Origin of the sequence: Agromyces sp. NPDC058484 (genome assembly GCF_042720415.1) — a bacterium.
GTDB lineage: Bacteria > Actinomycetota > Actinomycetes > Actinomycetales > Microbacteriaceae > Agromyces.
This window is the reverse complement of the sequence record NZ_JBHXMP010000018.1, coordinates 26152-42581: the sequence shown is the minus strand read 5'-3', so window position 1 is coordinate 42581 and position 16430 is coordinate 26152. Positions and strand designations below refer to the sequence as shown.

Genomic DNA, 16430 nt, shown 5'->3' with positions numbered 1-16430 from the left:
CACACCTCGAGGAGAGCATTCGTGCCAGAAACCGGATCAGCAAACATCGGCGTCGTCGGACTCGCGGTGATGGGATCGAACCTCGCCCGCAACCTCGCGAGCCGCGGGGGCAACACGGTGGCGGTGTTCAATCGCACTCCCGGGCGCACGCACACGCTCACGTCCGAGCACCCCGAGGCAGGGTTCGTCGCGTCCGAGAGCTACGACGCCTTCGTCGCCTCGCTGGCGAAGCCCCGCACGGCGATCATCATGGTGCAGGCCGGCACGGGCACCGACGCGGTGATCTCCGAGCTCGTGGCGCGATTCGAGCCGGGAGACATCATCGTCGACGGCGGCAATGCGAACTTCCACGACACGATCCGCCGCGAGAAGGAGATCAGCGCCACCGGCATCCACTTCGTCGGCGCCGGCATCTCGGGCGGCGAGGAGGGGGCACTCAACGGCCCCTCGATCATGCCCGGCGGATCGAAGCAGTCGTACGAGACGCTCGGCCCGATCCTCGCCTCGATCGCGGCCGTCGCCGAGGGCGAGCCGTGCGTGACCCACGTCGGCACCGACGGCGCCGGCCACTTCGTGAAGATGGTGCACAACGGCATCGAGTACGCCGACATGCAGCTCATCGCCGAGGCGTACGATCTGATTCGTCAGGGCACCGGCAAGAGCCCCGCCGAGATCGCCGACATCTTCGCCGAGTGGAACACCGGCGAGCTCGAGAGCTACCTCATCGAGATCACCGCCGAGGTGCTCCGCCAGACGGATGCCGCGACCGGCCTCCCCCTCGTCGACGTCATCCTCGACGAGGCAGGCGCCAAGGGCACCGGCGCGTGGACCGTGCAGAACGCGCTCGATCTCGGCGTACCGACCTCGGGCATCGCCGAGGCCGTGTTCGCCCGCAGCCTCTCCTCCGAGCGCGCGCAGCGCGACGCGGCATCCGATCTGCCGGGCCCCTCGGGCGAGTGGAAGGTGGCCGACGCCGACGTCGACGCGTTCGTCGAAGACGTGCGTCGCGCACTCTACGCGTCGAAGATCATCGCGTACTCGCAGGGCTTCGACGAGATCGTCGCGGGTGCCGAGCAGTACGGCTGGAACATCCACAAGGGCGACATCGCGAAGATCTGGCGAGCCGGATGCATCATCCGCGCCCGCTTCCTGAACCGCATCGCCGAGGCGTACGCCGACGACCCGGCGCTCGTCGCGCTCGTCGTCGCCCCGTACTTCCGCGACGCGGTCGCGGGCACGCAGGACAGCTGGCGCCGTGTCGTCGCGACGGCCGCACAGGCCGGCGTCCCGACGCCCGCGTTCTCGTCGTCGCTCGCCTACTACGACGGCCTGCGTGCGAAGCGGCTCCCGGCGGCGCTCGTGCAGGGCCAGCGCGACTTCTTCGGCGCGCACACCTACCGGCGGGTCGACAAGCAGGGCGTGTTCCACACGCTCTGGTCGGGTGACCACTCCGAGATCGAGACGACGCCCTCCTCGCACTAGGCGGCGGGCGCGGCCGACCGAGGGCGAAGCGCGAGGGCGAAGCGCGAGGGCGAGGCGAGGACGATGAGGTCATGAGCGAGTCGCACCCCGAGCTCGAGCCCGACCCGCACGACGACGGGCCGATGCCCGGCGAGCGTCGCCGTCGCGTGCTGCGCATCGCCGTGCTGGTGGCGCTCGGCGCCCTCGTGCTCCCGCTCGTGCTCTCCGCGTACGGGGTCGCGAAGTCGGCGGCCGACCGGGTGTGCGTCCTCTACGTCGATGCCTACGACACGGATGCCACGGGGTTCCGCACCTCGTTCGAGGTCTTCGCGCCGGGCGGACCGAGCTGGGAGTGCGTCGCCGTCTCGTCGGGCGGCGCCGAGACCCTGGTCGCGCGGCTCGGCCTGCTTCCGGCGATGCCCCGCCTTCCCGCCCAGCCCGATCCTGCGCCGGAGCGCGAGGCCTGACCGTGCGGCGCGACTAGCGCCCGGCGCCGGCGGCGCCGTCGTCCACCTCGCCGTCTGGCACGAACACGCGCTTGTACCTCCGGCCGTCGGGCAGCTCGACCGTGCGCGCCTCGAGGAGGCCACGGCTCACGCGCTGGTAGATCGCCTGCGGCGTGACGCCGAGCCGCTTCGCCGCCTCGGAGACGCTCTCGCCGGGCAGGTCGGTCGGCACGCTCGACGGCCGGTCGCGCTTGCGGCGACGGCTCGTCTCCTGCCGCGCCGCGATCGTGTCGTCGTCGCCCGCCCAGCGGTACTTCGCGGCCGAGGGGCTGAGGCCCGCGGCATCCGCCACCTCGTCCCAGGTCGCGCCGGCATCGAGGGCCTCGCGCACGGCGGCGAGCGCAGCGGGGTCGACGTCGAGGGCGACCACGAGCGAGCGGATGCCGCGGAGCCGCTCGAGCGGCGGGGCATCCGGCTGCTCCGCGTCGAGCGCGACGAGACGCGCGAGCGCGCGGGCGGCGTCGGCGGTGAGGAACGGCACGGCGCGGATGGGGTCGGGCTACGCCGCGCCGTCGAACATGCTCGTGACTGAACCGTCTTCGAAGACCTCGTGGATCGCGCGGGCGAGCAGCGGCGCGATGGGAAGCACGGTGAGGCGGTCCCACCGCTTCTCCTCGGGGATCGGGAGGGTGTCGGTCACGACGACGCGGTCGATGAAGTCGGACTGGAGGATCTCGGTCGCCGGGTTCGAGAACACGGCATGCGTGGCCGCGACGACGACGCCCGTGGCGCCGTTGGCCTTCAGCGCCTCTGCGGCCTTCACGATCGTGCGTCCGGTGTCGATGAGGTCGTCGACGAGCAGGCAGACGCGGCCTTCGACGTCGCCGACGATCTCGTGCACCGAGACCTGGTTCGGCACGAGCGGGTCTCGGCGCTTGTGGATGATCGCGAGCGGCACGCCGAGCTTGTCGCTCCAGATGTCGGCGACGCGCACGCGGCCCATGTCGGGCGAGACGACCGTGAGCGTCGCGGGATCGAGTTTCTCCTTGAAATACTCGAGCAGCACCGGCATGGCGAAGAGGTGGTCGACCGGGCCGTCGAAGAAGCCCTGGATCTGCGCGGCGTGCAGGTCGATCGACATGATGCGGTCGGCGCCGGCAGCCTTGAAGAGGTCGGCGACCAGGCGCGCCGAGATCGGCTCGCGGCCGCGGCCCTTCTTGTCCTGCCGGGCGTAGGGGTAGAACGGCGCGACCACCGTGATGCGCTTCGCCGAGGCGCGCTTCAGCGCGTCGATCATGATGAGCTGCTCCATGAGCCACTCGTTGATCGGTGCCGCATGCGACTGGATGACGAACGCGTCGGTGCCGCGAACGCTCTCGTCGTAGCGGGCGTACAGCTCGCCGTTCGCGAATGTGCGCGCATCGGTGGGCATGAGCTCGGTGCCGAGTTCCTCGGCGATCTGCTCGGCGAGGGCGGGGTGCGCCCGCCCGGAGACGAGCACGAGGCGCTTCGATCCGGTGGTCTCGATTCCCGACATGTGGTCTGTCCTCTCCACCCGCGATCCGCCGGTGCGTCAGTCTTCGGCTGCGTCGATCGATGCCGGGCCGGATGCCGCGTCGGCAGCCTCGGCCGCGCGTGCGGCCGCGGTACCGGGCCGGTGCTTCTGGACCCATCCCTCGATGTTGCGTTGGGGTGCCGCATTCACGGCGAGCGCCCCGGCGGGGACATCCTTTCGGATGACGGTGCCGGCACCGCTGTAGACTCCGTCGCCAATCCTAACGGGCGCGACGAACACGCCGTGCGAGCCCGTTCGCACGTGCGAACCCACCTCGGAGTGGTGCTTGCGCACCCCGTCGTAGTTGGCGAAGATCGACCCGGCACCGATGTTGGAGTGCTCGCCGATCGTGGCGTCGCCGACGTACGAGAGGTGCGGCACCTTGCTGCCCTCGCCGATCGTCGCGTTCTTCGTCTCGACGTAGGCGCCGATCTTGCCGTCGGCGCCCAGCACCGTGCCCGGCCGGAGGTAGGAGAAGGGGCCGACGGATGCCCCGGGGCCGACGACCGCGAGTGTGGCATCCGATCGCCTCACCTCGGCGTTCTCACCGATCTCGCAGTCCACGAGCGTCGTGTCGGGCCCGACGACCGCGCCGGTCGCGATGACGGTCGCGCCCTTCAGCTGCGTGCCCGGCCGGATCGTGACGTCGGGATCGATCTTCACGTCGAGGTCGATCCAGGTGGTCGCCGGGTCTTCGATCGTGACGCCGTTCAGCTGCCAGCCGCGCACGATGAGGGCGTTGAGCCGGGCCGCCGTCTCGGACAGCTGCGCACGGTCGTTGATGCCGGCGACGAGCCACGGCTCGGCGACCGGCACGGCCTCGACCTCGGAGCCCGCCTCGCGGAGGTGCTGGATCACGTCGGTGAGGTACTTCTCGCCCTGCGCGTTGTCGGTCGTGAGGTTCGCGAGCTGGTCGCGCAGTGCGCCTGCGCCGAACGCGTAGATGCCCGCGTTGATCTCGGAGATCGCGCGCTCGTCGGTCGTGGCATCCTTCTGCTCGACGATGCGGTCGAAGGCACCGGTCTCGTTCCGCACGATGCGTCCGTAGCCGCTCGGGTCGTCGTAGAAGGCCGAGAGCACGGATGCCTCCGCGGCATGGCCGCGGTGCCCTTCGAGGAACGCGGCGAGCGTGTCGGCGTCGAGCAGCGGAACGTCGCCGTTGAGCACGAGCACCTCGCCGTCGAAGTCGTCTGGGAGCGCGGCGATCGCCTGCTCGACCGCCCGCCCGGTGCCGGGGATCTCGTCTTGGTCGACGACGACGCAGGCGGGGAAGACCGAGTGGACGGCAGCGGTGACCTGGTCGCGTTCGTGGCGCACCACTGCCACGACGTGCGCTGCGGCGAGGGCCTCCGCGGTGCGGAGCACGTGCGCGACGATCGGCGAGCCCGCGAGCGGGTGCAGCAGCTTCGGCGTGGCCGATTTCATGCGGGTGCCCTGCCCGGCGGCGAGGACGATGATGGCGAGTTGCTGGTCCATGCTCCGCCACCAGGATTCGAACCTGGTCCTCACAGCTCCAAAGGCTGTCGTGCTGCCGTTACACCATGGCGGACCGCGCAGGGCTCGGCCCTCCGCGCAGACAAGTCTGCCATGGCGCGGAGGGTGGGCTGCGGCATCCAAACTCTTGTTATGTGACTATTTAGTCACGTATTATGGATCGAGATGGATGACGACGACGCGGTGTTCAAGGCACTCTCCGACCCGACGAGGCGCCGGCTTCTCGACCACCTGTTCGAGCACGACGGGGCACGCCTCGCCGACCTCGAGGGGCTCGCCGAGATGACGCGGTTCGGGGTCATGAAGCACCTCCGCGTACTCGAGGGTGCCGGGCTCGTGACCACACGGCGGTCGGGTCGCGAAAAGCTGCACTACCTGAACGCCGTGCCGATCCGCCTCATCCACGACCGCTGGATCGACAAGTACCGGGTCGGGCCGGCATCGCTGCTCGCCGACCTCAAGAGAGAGCTGGAGAATCTGTCATGACCGACGCGACACAGGTCTACCACGTGTTCATCCGCGCGACGGCGGAGGAGATCTGGGAGGCCATCACGAATCCCGACCGGACCGCCCGGTACTTCTACCGGACGGCCATCGCCATCACGCCCGAGGCACGAACGACCCGCGGACCCGACGGCGACGACTGGGGCACCGACGCCGTGCTCGAGTTCGATCCGCCCAGACGGCTCGTGCACGAGTGGCGCTCGGCCTACGACGAGGCACTCGCGGGCGAGCCGGTGAGCCGCGTGACCTGGGAGATCGAGCAGCGAGGCGACGGGTTGTGCCTCGTGACGCTGGTGCACGACCGGCTGGAGGAGTCGCCCGCCACCGCGGCCGATGTCGCCGGCGAGGGCTGGATGTACGTGCTCAGCTCGATGAAGTCGCTCCTCGAGACCGGGAGCGGGCTTCCGGCGGCGAGCTGAGGGGCGGGTCCCTGGCCCCTGCCGCGCGATAATGGCGGGATGACGGGTGCTGACGAGGTCGACCGGATCGTCGACGACTGGGAGCGCGAACGACCCGACCTCGACTTCGCGCCGCTGCAGGTGCTCTCGCGGGTCGCGCGCCTCGCGAAGCACCTCGACCGCGCGAGGCGCCAGGCGTTCGCGCGTTCGGAGCTCGAGGCATCCGAGTTCGACGTGCTGTCGGCGCTCCGCCGCGCCGGCACGCCGTATCGACTCTCCCCCAAGCAGCTGCTGCAGCAGACGCTCGTCTCGAGCGGCACGATGACCAACCGCATCGACCGGCTCGTCGAGCGCGGCCTCGTGACGCGCCAGACCGACCCGAACGACGGTCGCGGCATCCTCGTCGAGATGAGCCCTGCCGGCCTCACGCGCGTGGATGCCGCGATCACGCGCCTCGTCGACGCAGAGGCGGAGCTGCTCGCGAGCCTCCCTGCGGCGGAGCAGAAGCGGCTCGCGGGGCTGCTGAGGAAGCTGAGTCTCGGATTCGACTGAGCAAGCCGCCCGTTGAGCCTCGCAGCGTTGCCCTATTTTTGTACCGAATGGTACATTTAAGGGAACGGCATATCGAGGAGGATCCCGTGAGCGACGCATTCGTACTCCTGCCCGAGCATGACATCCGCAACCAGCATGGCGCTCCGGGATGGCATGAGCTCACCACCGACGACCCCGAGGCGGCCGCCGAGTTCCTCCGGAGCACGTTCGGCTGGGACGTGGTAGCCGCGGAGATCGCAGGCAGCCCGTACTGGCTGATCCTCGTGTCCGGCCATCAGGTCGGCGGCATCCGAGCACCACAGCCCGGCGACACCGCGGTGCCGCGCTGGGACACCTACATCACCGTCGAAGACGTCGACACGGTGGCATCCGTGGCCAACCGAGCCGGCGCCGTTCCGGTGGTTCCACCGGTCGACCTCGGCGACGAAGGGCGGGTCACGGTGTTCCACCATGCCGCCGCCGGGACCGTGGCCGCGTTCCAGTACCCTCGCCCATTCAGCTGATCGTGACGGCCCACACGTCGAAGGGGATGAGAACGCGCGCGCGCATCGTTTCCGCCGCAGCCGACCTGTTCCACCGCCAGGGCATGAATGCCACCAGCGTGAACGAGATCCTCGCCGCATCCGGGACCGGGAAGGGGCAGTTCTATCAGCACTTCCGGAGTCTCGACGAACTCACCATGGCGGTGCTGTCGAACCATCGCGACTTCGTCGCCGCGCACGCCCCGATCACTTCGTGGCCTGAACTCGAGGCCTTCCTGTTCGAACACGTCCGGGCCCAGGAATCATTCGCCTTCACCCGGGGTTGCCCCATCGGCACCGCCGCGTACGCCCTGCAAGCGGAGCAACAGGAGTACCGCCTCATCCTGGAAGCGGCTCTCGACGTGCAGCGAAGGAAGATCGCCGAGTTCCTGGAAGCCGAGCAGGACTCCGGTCGATTGCATCCGGACGCGAGCCCGCGAAGGCTCGCCGACTTCGCCATCGCCGTCACGCAGGGAGGCCTGCTGTTGAGCCTGGTGTCACGCGACGGACAGGCGTTCCACGACGCCGTGTCCGAAGCGCTCCGTCACCTCCGCAGTCTGGCGATCGAGTGGAAGGAGACCGCGCGATGATGGCACAGCGAGTTCCCGATTTCGAAGCGATCGCTGACGACCTGGTCGGGCGCGGCCTCGCTGAGCACGGCACGATGATGGGTCATCCGTGCCTGCGGGTGAACGGCGCGTTCATCGCCGCCGCAGGTCACTCCGGCGACGAACTCATCGTCAAGCTGTCGGCACCACGTGTTCGCGAACTCGTCGATGAGGGCATCGGCCAGCCGTTCGCTCCGGTCGGCAAGGTGTTCAGAGAATGGGTATCCGTCGACCACAGCCACCTTCCGATCTGGCGCGGTCTGGTGATGGAGGCGCGCGGGCTCGCTGAGCATGCAGCCACCGACTGAGGACGGTCAGTGCATCCGCACGCACCTGCAGCGAACGTTCGCCGTCAGCCGAATCGACCCTCGGCAACACCGCCGGTAAGCACGTTGGACCAGTCCAGGCGGGCAGGAGCAGCGGCGGGCCACCTGCCGGTCAGTGGGCCGGCCAGGGTTGGAGAGGGACGAGTTCGTTCAACTCCGCCGTCAGCGCCTCGCTGAGCTCGGGACGACCGTCGAACACCGCGGGTGTCGTCTGGAAGAGTGCGACGGTCCAGCTATCGCCCGCACGGGCGATGACTGTCTGCACGGCATTGCGGTCCGGCATGATCTCGCTGCTGCCGGGAGCCACCATGCCAGCGACGGCGTACAGGAGCGCGCTGTCGTCACCCTGCGACCTTACCCAGCGGATCCTCGCCACATACCTTGCCGGCTCGTGGTCGGCGAAGATGCGATCCAGTTCGGAGGTCGCCGCCTCCCGGCCGTCCATCTGGCTACCGTCGAAGCCGACGACCAGCGCATCGGCGGCCAACACTGAGGTCATCGCCTCGGCGTCGCGTGCGTTCCAGCCATCAAGAAGGCGCTGGTACAAGGTCCGGGCTGCTACCTCAGCGTCCATGCGTGCAGTCTGCCACGAGGAGAACGCAGATACCCAGAAACTGATCCGAGGCCGGGCGCGCGCGCCGCTTCTCCCAACCCCCACTTCACCTAAGAGGTTGCGCGGATAGGTAGGGGTGTGGCGTTCTGACAGGGCAGGCACGAGGCCTGTTAAACACGGTTTCGACCAAGAAATCGTCGTTGTCCCAGGAGCCTCGTGCCTGCTGTTCCATCTTCCATCATCGAGCCCATCTGGGCACAGTTCCAGGCGTTGATCCCGCCGGTGATCGACGCGCATCCGCTGGGCTGTCACCGACCACGGATCCCGGATCGGGTGATCTTCGACAAGCTCGTGCAGGTCCTCGTGCTCGGCGCCGCGTACGCGAAGATCGCCGACAGCGGCTGCTCGGCGACGACGCTGCGGCATCGGCGGGACGAGTGGATCGCCGCCGACATCTTCACCGAACTGGAACAGCTCTGCCTGAACGCGTACGACCAGATGATCGGCCTCGAACTCGAGAACCTGTCGGTGGACGGGTGCATCGTGAAAGCACCCTGCGGCGGTGAGGCTGCTGGCCGTTCACCGGTGGATCGCGGCAAACGGGGCACGAAACGCTCCGTGCTCGTCGATGGGCGCGGCATCCCGCTGGGCGTGGTCGTGGCGGGTGCAAACCAGAACGACTCGCCCCTGCTCGGCCCGACCTTGGACAAGCTCGCCCGGTTCGGGTTCGACCTGCCAGAGCGGATCACCGTGCACCTGGACGCCGGCTATGACTCCGGCAAGACCCGTGACCTGCTGGATGGTCTGGGCTTGGACTACGTGATCAGCACGAAGGGTACCCCGCTGCAGACCGGCGCCCGCTGGGTCGTCGAGCGCACGAACTCATGGCACAACCGCGGCTTCCGCAAACTGCACATCTGCACCGAACGACGCGTCCGCGTCATCGACGCGTTCATCGCCCTCGCGAACGCGATCATCATCGTCCGAAGACTCATCGCTGAAGCCTGGCCACGCTACCGCTGGGACGGCCGACCGGCACGACAACCATGACCTATCCGCGCAACCTCTAAGTAGATACCCAGAACCCAGCTTCGATTCTACCCACATGGTGCTGGATGTATTCTTCGTATTCATGTTCGAATTCTGATAGACTCGAACCATGCTCGGAGGCGACTTGAATCGCAGGTCAGAACGGTATTGCGAGCGCCCCGAACAGTCGATCGACCTCGAAGGTCGCTCGCCGTACGCGATCGCGCAAGACGGCCTCGCCGAGCTGGTCGATGCCGCGGTGCAGGCGCAGCGCATCGAGGCGATGCACGCGGCGATGCGCGTCGATCTGATCTCGCTCACCGTCGACTATGCCCTCCGCAGCGAGCAGGCGTTCGTCGCGCCGTCCCTCTCTCCGCACCGACGGCGCGAGATGGCCCGGCGCGCCGTCACGGCCGAACTCGCGACTGCCCTTCACGTGCCCGAGCGCACAATGGAGCGGCAGATCGACGAGGCGTGGGCGCTGTCGACCACGTTGCCCGCCACGCTGGCCGCACTCCGCTCGGGCTCGATCAGCCTGCAGCATGCGCGGGTCGTCGTGGAGGAGACCGGCGGGCTCGGCGACGACCCCGGCCTACGCGGCCGGCTCGACGAGCAGCTCGCCGCCGTCGCCGCCACGAAGACCGCGGCCTCCCTTCGTCGCGAGGCTCGCGCGCTTCGAGAATCGCTGCAGATCGAGACGATCACCGAGCGCCACCGTTCCGCCCGCGCGAAGCGCCGTGTCGAACTCGAACACGCGCACGACGGGATGGCGTGGCTCCACGCGTTCCTCCCTGCCGCCGACGCGACGCTCATCAAGAACCGGCTCGATCACGTCGCGCGCGCCGCTGCGGCATCCGATACGCGCGCAGCCGGCGTCAACGGAACCGGCGTCGACGGAACAACCGGCATCGACGGAACGGCCGGCATCGACGCAACAGCCGGCATCGACGCAACAGCCGGCATCGACGCAACAGCCGGCATCGACGCAACAGTCGGCATCGATGAAACAGATGGCGCGCGACGCAGCCGCGATCGAATCCGGGCCGATGCCCTGCGCGACCTCCTCCTGTACGGCGCGCTACCCTCGTCATCCGAGTTCGCCGCGGCAGCGGCGGCGGTTCGTCCGACTGTGCATGTGACCGTGCCGGTGCTGACACTCATCGAGGCCTCAGACGAGCCGGGCCACCTCGACGGGCACGGTCCGATCGATGCGGAGACCGCTCGACGCCTGGCAGCGCGAGCGCCATCCTTCACGCGCCTGCTCACGCACCCCGTCTCGGGTACGGTGCTCGATGTCGACCGAACGAGCTACCGACCGCCGGCCGACCTGAAGCGCTGGCTCGAGGTGCGCGACGGCACGTGCCGGTTCCCGGACTGCAACCGCCCAGCCGTCGGTTGCGAGGCCGATCACACCTTCGATTGGCAGTACCTGGGCGGCACCTCACACGACAATCTCGGCCACGTCTGCTCGCTGCACCATCACCTCAAACATGAGACGTCCTGGTCGGTACGGCATCTGGCAGACGGCGTGTTCGAGTGGCGGTCACTGGCGGGCCGCACGCACGTCACGCATCCGGCTCGTCGGGTGCCAACGGGCAACGACACCATCGCACCGCCGGGCCGATCCTGGTCACCCCGCGCGGCGGCGAACGACGACCGAGGTCACGACACTGAATCAGTTGACCATGTCGGAGGCCAGCCACCCCCATGGCCGACGCTCCCACCTTTCTGAGCATGATCCACTTCTCCTCCACAGGACGAATGCCGCCCCGGCTGATCACCCGAGACCGTCACTCGACCTCCGTCTCGCGCCCGGCGCCCCACGATGGCGTCATGACACGACTCGAGGCCGATGACGCCTCCCAACTCCCACTCACCTCCGACCGGGCGCTGCACGAGCGCGTCTCCGACCTGCTCGACGGCGCAATCCGCCGCCAATGGTGGACCCTGTACCTCGATGAGCACGACAGGCAGTTGCCACTCATCATGCCGATGGCCGACTACCCGGAGCATCCCGACGAGCCTTGCGGCCCTGATGCGACAGCCGCCCACGTACTGGCGCAACGCCTGGCCGAGATCGCGGACCACGCCGGCGCCCGGAAGGTCGTGTTCGTGTGGGAGCGACTCGGCACCGCCGAGTCCACCGCGGCCGATCGAGCCTGGGCGAGAGGGCTTGGCGAAGCATGTCGCGACGCGGGTGTGGCCGTTCGAGCGCAGTTCATCCTGCACGACGACGGCGCACGTTGGTTCGCCCCCGACGATCACGCATGAGCTACCGGCGGAGCACCTTCCGCGCCAGCCGGTTGCCGAGGAACTGCGCAGCCTGCACGAACACGACGATGAGCAAGACCGCCGCCCACGTGATCATCGGCTCGAACTGACGGTAGCCGTAGACGAGAGCGAATGTTCCGAGGCCGCCACCGCCGATGTATCCGGCCACCGCCGTCATGTCGATGATCGCGACGAGCACGAAGGTGTAGCCGAGGATGAGCGGTCCCAGTGCCTCGGGGATCACCACTGTGCGCAGGATGCGGAACGGCCCCGCACCCATCGCTCGCGCCGCCTCGATCACGCCGGGCGACACGGTGAGCAGGTTCTGTTCCACGATGCGGCCGATCGCGAACGATGCGGCAAGGGAGAGGGCGAAGATGAGTGCATTGTTGCCGATGCCCGTGCCGATCACGAGGCGCGAGAGGGGCTGCACTGCGGCGATGAAGATGATGAACGGAATCGGCCGGAAGAAGTTGATGACCACGTTCACGACGGTGAACACGGTGCGATTCGAGAGCAGGCTGCCGGGTCGCGTCGTGTAGAGCGCGATGCCGAGCAGGAGCCCCGCGAGGCCGCCGAAGAGCAGCGTGAGCGTCACCATGTAGAGCGTCTCGACGGCGGCGACCCAGAACTCGCCCTGAAGCTCGAGCAGACGATCCATCAGGCCGCCTCCGTCACGTCGACCCGTTCGGCGATCCGCGCGAGCGCGGCATCCGTCGCGACATCCGCACCCCTGATCGCGAGGGTCAGGTGGCCGAACGCGCGACCGCGGATGTCGTTGATCCCGCCGTAGACGAGCTCGAACTCGAGCCCCGCGTTCGCGAGTTCGAGGAAGACGGATGCCTGAGAGGCGTCGCCGTCGCGGAACGAGATCGTGACGATGCGGCCCTCGTGCCGCTCCCGCAGCACGGCGAGCTCCGCGGGCGACGGGACGCCCTTCACGACGGTCGCGACGAAGCGCTCGGATGACGCGTTCTGCGGGTTCGAGAACACGTCGAACACGTCGCCGTGCTCGATGACACGACCCCCGTCCATGACCGCGACCTTCGTCGCGATCGACTGGATGACGTCCATCTCGTGGGTGATGACGATGATCGTGACCCCGAACTCGCGGTTCACGCGCTTCAGGAGCGCGAGCACCTCCTGCGTCGTCTCGGGGTCGAGCGCGCTCGTCGCCTCGTCGGCGAGGAGCAGCCGGGGCGACGTGGCCAGCGCGCGGGCGATGCCGACGCGCTGCTTCTGACCGCCCGAGAGCTGGTCGGGGTAGCTCCGCGCCTTGTCGTCGAGCCCCACGAAATCGAGGAGCTCGCCGACTCGAGCTGCGATCTCCGCCTTCGGCCGGCCTGCGACGCTGAGGGGATAGGCGATGTTCGCCCACACCGTCTTCGAATCGAAGAGGTTGAACTGCTGGAAGATCATGCCGATGCCCAGCCGGATGCGACGCAGCTCCCGCTCGGGCAGGGCCGTGATATCGAGGCCGTCGATCTCGATGCTTCCGGATGTCGCCGGTTCGAGCGCGTTCACCAGGCGAACGAGCGTGGACTTGCCGGCGCCGGAATAGCCGATGATCCCGTACACGTCACCGGGTTCGACCTCGAGGGTGACGTCGTCGATCGCGACGACGGGTGAGCCAGTCTTCTCGGGCGTGGGATACGTCTTCGTGACGTTCCGCAGGGCGACGAGCGCCATGGGTGCTCCTAGCCCTTGGCAGCCTTCGTATCGGCCTCGACCTCGGTGAGCGAGTCGACGAGGTCGCCCACGGGCGTCTTCACGGAGACGGCGGTGCCGCCGGACGACTCGATGAGGCCCGCCTGCACCTCGGGATCGGTCTGGAAGATCTCGACGAGCTTCAGGTACGTCTCGTTCTCGGCGTCGCCTGAACGGGTGGCGAAGATGTTCACGTAGGGCAGGGCGTTCGGGTCGCTCGGGTCGTCTTGCGCGATGGCATCCTCGAATGCGAGGCCGGCATCCTCGACGAAGTCGTTGTTGATGATGGCCGCGGCGAGGTCGGGCAGCGACGTCGGAGTGAGCGACGCCTCGAGCGCGGTGACCTTCACCTTCGACGTCGACTCGTCGATGTCGGCGAGGTCGGAGAAGATGCTGCCGCCGCTCTTCAACTCGATGAGGCCGGCCGACTGCAGCACGAGGAGCGCACGCGCCTGGTTCGACGCGTCGTTCGGCACCGCGACGGTCTCGCCCGCCGGGATGTCCTTCACCGAGTCGTACTTCGTCGAGTAGAGACCGAGCGGGTAGATCGCCGTCGAGCCGATCGGCACGAGGTCCTCGCCGGCCGACACGTTGTAGTCGGCGAGGTAGACGATGTGCTGGAACTGGTTGAGGTCGAGCTCGCCCTCGGTCGTGGCAGGGTTGGGCTGCGCGTAGTCGGCGAAGTCGATGATCTCGATGGTGATGCCTGCCTCGGCCGCAGCCTCTTCGAACGCGGGCCACTGCGGGTCGCTCTTGCCGACGACCCCGATCTTCACGACGTCGTCGGACACGCCCTCGCCCGCGGCGGGCGCAGCGCACGCGGCGAGGCCGGCGATGAGCGGGACGGTCGCCAAAGCGGCGAAGAGCCTGGTGGTGGTGCGTGACATTCGGGGTTCCCTTTCGCGTGAGCGCGCCGCGATCGGGGTGCTGGTGAGCGTGGAGCAGGCATGGCTCCGCCACGGTCGGTGAACGGTGGGGGCTTCGATGCCGCGAGCGCGGGCGCATCTCCACGATATGCGAACGATCTTCGGCCTCATGACGCAGGAGTCACGCCACGTCACAGTTCCTTCGAGCAGATTGCTGCGAATCGGCGGATGCTGCGAGGCGATCAGCCTTCGAGGGCCTCCGACACCTCGAGCCACCGGGTTTCGAGCTCCGCGACGGATGCCTCGAGTCGCCCGAGTTCGTCGCCTAGCTCCCCGAGTCCCACGTAGTCGCTCTGGTCGTGGCGCGCGAGCCGCTCGTGCTGCTCGGCGATCTGCGCCTGCAGTTTCTCCAGGCGCCGGTCGATCGACGAGAGCTCCTTCTCGGCGGCGCGGCGCTCCGCCCCGGCGAGCGCAGCGGACCCCCCGCTCCCTGAGCTCGTCGAAGGGAGCAGCGGCGAAGGCACCCGGCTCGCTTCGACAGGCTCTGCGAGCTTGCCCTGCCGGCGCAGCTCGAGGTACTGCTCGACCCCCCGCGGAAGGTCGCGCAGGTGCCCGTCGAGGATCGCGAACTGCCGGTCGGTGACGCGCTCGATGAGGTATCGGTCGTGGCTCACGACGATGAGGGTGCCCGGCCACGAGTCGAGGAGGTCTTCGATCGCGGCGAGCATGTCGGTGTCGAGGTCGTTCGTGGGCTCGTCGAGGATGAGCACGTTCGGCTCCGAGAGCAGGATGAGCAGCAGCTGCAGGCGACGCTTCTGACCGCCCGAGAGGTTCTTGACCGGCGTCGAGAGCTGCGCGCTCGTGAACCCGAGCCGCTCGAGCAGCTGCCCGGGCGTGAGCTCGACCGCCTTCGAGCCCGAGCCGATCGTGTACGCGGTGCGCTGCTCGGCGATCACCGCGCTGACGCGCTCGTCGGCCCACTCGGCGAGCTCGGCGAGCTCCTGGCTGAGGGTTGCGATCTTCACCGTCTTGCCGTGCTTCACGCGTCCGGTCGTCGGCTGCACCGCTCCGGTCACGAGCCCGAGGAGCGTCGACTTGCCCGCGCCGTTCACCCCCAGGATGCCGGTGCGTTCCCCCGGCGCGATGCGCCACTCGAGGTCGTGCAGCACGGTGCGCGTCGCAGGCGCGCCCGGCGCGGCATCCGTCACAGGGCCGTGCCCTGAGCCCGTCGAAGGGTAGACGACCGACACGCCGAGCAGGTCGACGACGTCCTTGCCGAGCCGTGACACCGCGAGCCGGCTGAGTTCGACCGGATTCCGCACGGGCGGCTCGTTCTCGATGAGCTGGTTCGCCGCCTCGATGCGGAACTTCGGCTTCGAGGTGCGTGCGGGGGCGCCGCGGCGCAGCCACGCGAGCTCCTTGCGCATGAGGTTCTGCCGCTTGGCCTCGGATGCCGCGGCAATCCGATCCCGCTCGACCCGCTGCAGCACGTACGCCGCGTACCCGCCCTCGAACGGCTCGACGATGCCGTCGTGCACCTCCCAGGTGCCGGTGCACACCTCGTCGAGGAACCAGCGGTCGTGCGTCACGACGACGAGGGCACCGGCATCCGTCGCCCACCGGCGCTTCAGGTGCCGCGCGAGCCAGGCGATGCCCTCGACGTCGAGGTGGTTGGTGGGCTCGTCGAGGAACACGACGTCCCAGTCGCCGACGAGCAGGGCCGCGAGGCCGACGCGGCGACGCTGCCCGCCCGAGAGGCTCGCGACCTGCGCCTGCCACGGGACATCCGCGAGCAGGCCCGCGATGACGTCGCGCACCTTCGCGTCACCGGCCCACACGTGCTCCTCGATTCCGCCGACCACGGCCTCCGCCACGGTGCGGCCCGGGTCGACCACGTCGGCCTGGTCGAGCATGCCGATCCGGATGCCGCGGCGGCGCGTGACCCGCCCGGCGTCGGCCTCGAGCCGTCCCGCAAGGAGCTTCAGCAGGGTGGACTTGCCGTCGCCGTTGCGTCCGACGACGCCGATGCGGTCGCCCTCGTCGATGCCGAGGGTGACCTCGTCGAAGACGGTGCGCGTCGGGAACTCGAGGTGCAGGCGCTCGGCGCCGAGGAGGTGTGCCATGTCGGATTCGAGCCTA

Annotated in this window: 19 protein-coding genes and 1 tRNA gene; 11 read left to right on the top strand and 9 right to left on the bottom strand. The window is 68.7% G+C overall.

The window, feature by feature from the left end; genetic code table 11:
• The first annotated feature begins 21 nt into the window (after positions 1 to 21).
• Both gndA and ACFWN7_RS14395 read left to right on the top strand, forming a co-directional pair.
• Entirely contained in the window at positions 22 to 1482 is a 1461-nt protein-coding gene (gene gndA / locus ACFWN7_RS14400; protein WP_376939513.1) for an NADP-dependent phosphogluconate dehydrogenase, read from the top strand.
• A 71-nt stretch (positions 1483 to 1553) separates the two neighbouring features.
• Entirely contained in the window at positions 1554 to 1928 is a 375-nt protein-coding gene (locus ACFWN7_RS14395) for a hypothetical protein (RefSeq protein WP_376939512.1), read from the top strand.
• 13 nt (positions 1929 to 1941) lie between these two features.
• Here ACFWN7_RS14395 and ACFWN7_RS14390 read toward each other — a convergent pair whose 3' ends face one another.
• The 4 genes from ACFWN7_RS14390 to ACFWN7_RS14375 form a co-directional block, all read right to left on the bottom strand.
• Positions 1942 to 2448, bottom strand: coding sequence for a hypothetical protein (locus ACFWN7_RS14390; RefSeq protein ID WP_376939511.1), 507 nt, complete (start codon positions 2446 to 2448; stop codon positions 1942 to 1944).
• An 18-nt stretch (positions 2449 to 2466) separates the two neighbouring features.
• A complete protein-coding gene (locus ACFWN7_RS14385) occupies positions 2467 to 3444 on the bottom strand; it encodes a ribose-phosphate diphosphokinase (RefSeq protein ID WP_376939510.1) in 978 nt (325 codons plus the stop codon).
• A gap of 36 nt (positions 3445 to 3480) precedes the next feature.
• A complete protein-coding gene (gene glmU, locus ACFWN7_RS14380) occupies positions 3481 to 4938 on the bottom strand; it encodes a bifunctional UDP-N-acetylglucosamine diphosphorylase/glucosamine-1-phosphate N-acetyltransferase GlmU (RefSeq protein WP_376939509.1) in 1458 nt (485 codons plus the stop codon).
• A gap of 1 nt (position 4939) precedes the next feature.
• Positions 4940 to 5011: transfer RNA gene (locus ACFWN7_RS14375), tRNA-Gln, on the bottom strand.
• Positions 5012 to 5121: 110 nt separating this feature from the next.
• On the opposite strand from ACFWN7_RS14375, the gene ACFWN7_RS14370 reads away from it, so the two are divergent.
• The 6 genes from ACFWN7_RS14370 to ACFWN7_RS14345 all read left to right on the top strand — a co-directional run bounded on the left by ACFWN7_RS14370 (position 5122) and on the right by ACFWN7_RS14345 (position 7847).
• Positions 5122 to 5442 carry an ArsR/SmtB family transcription factor gene (locus ACFWN7_RS14370; RefSeq protein ID WP_376939508.1) on the top strand — a complete coding sequence of 107 codons (321 nt, stop codon included), beginning with the start codon at positions 5122 to 5124 and terminating at the stop codon, positions 5440 to 5442.
• Entirely contained in the window at positions 5439 to 5879 is a 441-nt protein-coding gene (locus ACFWN7_RS14365) for an SRPBCC domain-containing protein (RefSeq protein WP_376939507.1), read from the top strand. Before ACFWN7_RS14370 ends, ACFWN7_RS14365 begins: the two co-directional genes overlap by 4 nt.
• Before the next feature lie 39 nt (positions 5880 to 5918).
• Positions 5919 to 6410, top strand: a complete 492-nt coding sequence (locus tag ACFWN7_RS14360; RefSeq protein WP_376939506.1) for a MarR family winged helix-turn-helix transcriptional regulator — start codon at positions 5919 to 5921, stop codon at positions 6408 to 6410.
• 86 nt (positions 6411 to 6496) lie between these two features.
• Complete coding sequence (locus tag ACFWN7_RS14355) at positions 6497 to 6913, top strand: VOC family protein (RefSeq protein WP_376939505.1); 417 nt, start codon at positions 6497 to 6499, stop codon at positions 6911 to 6913.
• A 26-nt stretch (positions 6914 to 6939) separates the two neighbouring features.
• Entirely contained in the window at positions 6940 to 7521 is a 582-nt protein-coding gene (locus tag ACFWN7_RS14350) for a TetR family transcriptional regulator C-terminal domain-containing protein (RefSeq protein ID WP_376939504.1), read from the top strand.
• The gene (locus tag ACFWN7_RS14345) at positions 7518 to 7847 is read left to right on the top strand and encodes a hypothetical protein (protein ID WP_376939503.1); all 330 of its coding nucleotides are present in this window, start codon (positions 7518 to 7520) and stop codon (positions 7845 to 7847) included. The genes ACFWN7_RS14350 and ACFWN7_RS14345 overlap by 4 nt, the downstream gene beginning before the upstream one ends.
• Before the next feature lie 130 nt (positions 7848 to 7977).
• Here the strand turns inward: ACFWN7_RS14345 and ACFWN7_RS14340 are convergent, their stop codons facing one another.
• Positions 7978 to 8439 carry an SgcJ/EcaC family oxidoreductase gene (locus ACFWN7_RS14340; protein WP_376939502.1) on the bottom strand — a complete coding sequence of 154 codons (462 nt, stop codon included), beginning with the start codon at positions 8437 to 8439 and terminating at the stop codon, positions 7978 to 7980.
• Between the two features lie 195 nt (positions 8440 to 8634).
• On the opposite strand from ACFWN7_RS14340, the gene ACFWN7_RS14335 reads away from it, so the two are divergent.
• From ACFWN7_RS14335 to ACFWN7_RS14325, 3 genes are all read left to right on the top strand, one after another.
• A complete protein-coding gene (locus ACFWN7_RS14335; protein ID WP_376939501.1) occupies positions 8635 to 9468 on the top strand; it encodes an IS5 family transposase in 834 nt (277 codons plus the stop codon).
• Positions 9469 to 9577: 109 nt separating this feature from the next.
• Positions 9578 to 11179 (top strand): DUF222 domain-containing protein, encoded by a 1602-nt coding sequence (locus ACFWN7_RS14330; protein ID WP_376939500.1) that lies wholly within the window; start codon positions 9578 to 9580, stop codon positions 11177 to 11179.
• Between the two features lie 101 nt (positions 11180 to 11280).
• Positions 11281 to 11718, top strand: a complete 438-nt coding sequence (locus ACFWN7_RS14325; RefSeq protein WP_376939499.1) for a hypothetical protein — start codon at positions 11281 to 11283, stop codon at positions 11716 to 11718.
• 1 nt (position 11719) lies between these two features.
• On the opposite strand, the gene ACFWN7_RS14320 is transcribed toward ACFWN7_RS14325, so the two are convergent.
• The 4 genes from ACFWN7_RS14320 to ACFWN7_RS14305 form a co-directional block, all read right to left on the bottom strand.
• Positions 11720 to 12379 carry a methionine ABC transporter permease gene (locus ACFWN7_RS14320; protein ID WP_376939498.1) on the bottom strand — a complete coding sequence of 220 codons (660 nt, stop codon included), beginning with the start codon at positions 12377 to 12379 and terminating at the stop codon, positions 11720 to 11722.
• A complete protein-coding gene (locus ACFWN7_RS14315; RefSeq protein ID WP_376939497.1) occupies positions 12379 to 13407 on the bottom strand; it encodes a methionine ABC transporter ATP-binding protein in 1029 nt (342 codons plus the stop codon). Before ACFWN7_RS14315 ends, ACFWN7_RS14320 begins: the two co-directional genes overlap by 1 nt.
• 8 nt (positions 13408 to 13415) lie before the next feature.
• The gene (locus ACFWN7_RS14310; protein WP_376939496.1) at positions 13416 to 14312 is read right to left on the bottom strand and encodes a MetQ/NlpA family ABC transporter substrate-binding protein; all 897 of its coding nucleotides are present in this window, start codon (positions 14310 to 14312) and stop codon (positions 13416 to 13418) included.
• A gap of 221 nt (positions 14313 to 14533) precedes the next feature.
• Entirely contained in the window at positions 14534 to 16414 is a 1881-nt protein-coding gene (locus tag ACFWN7_RS14305) for an ABC-F family ATP-binding cassette domain-containing protein (protein WP_376939495.1), read from the bottom strand.
• Positions 16415 to 16430: the final 16 nt, after the last annotated feature.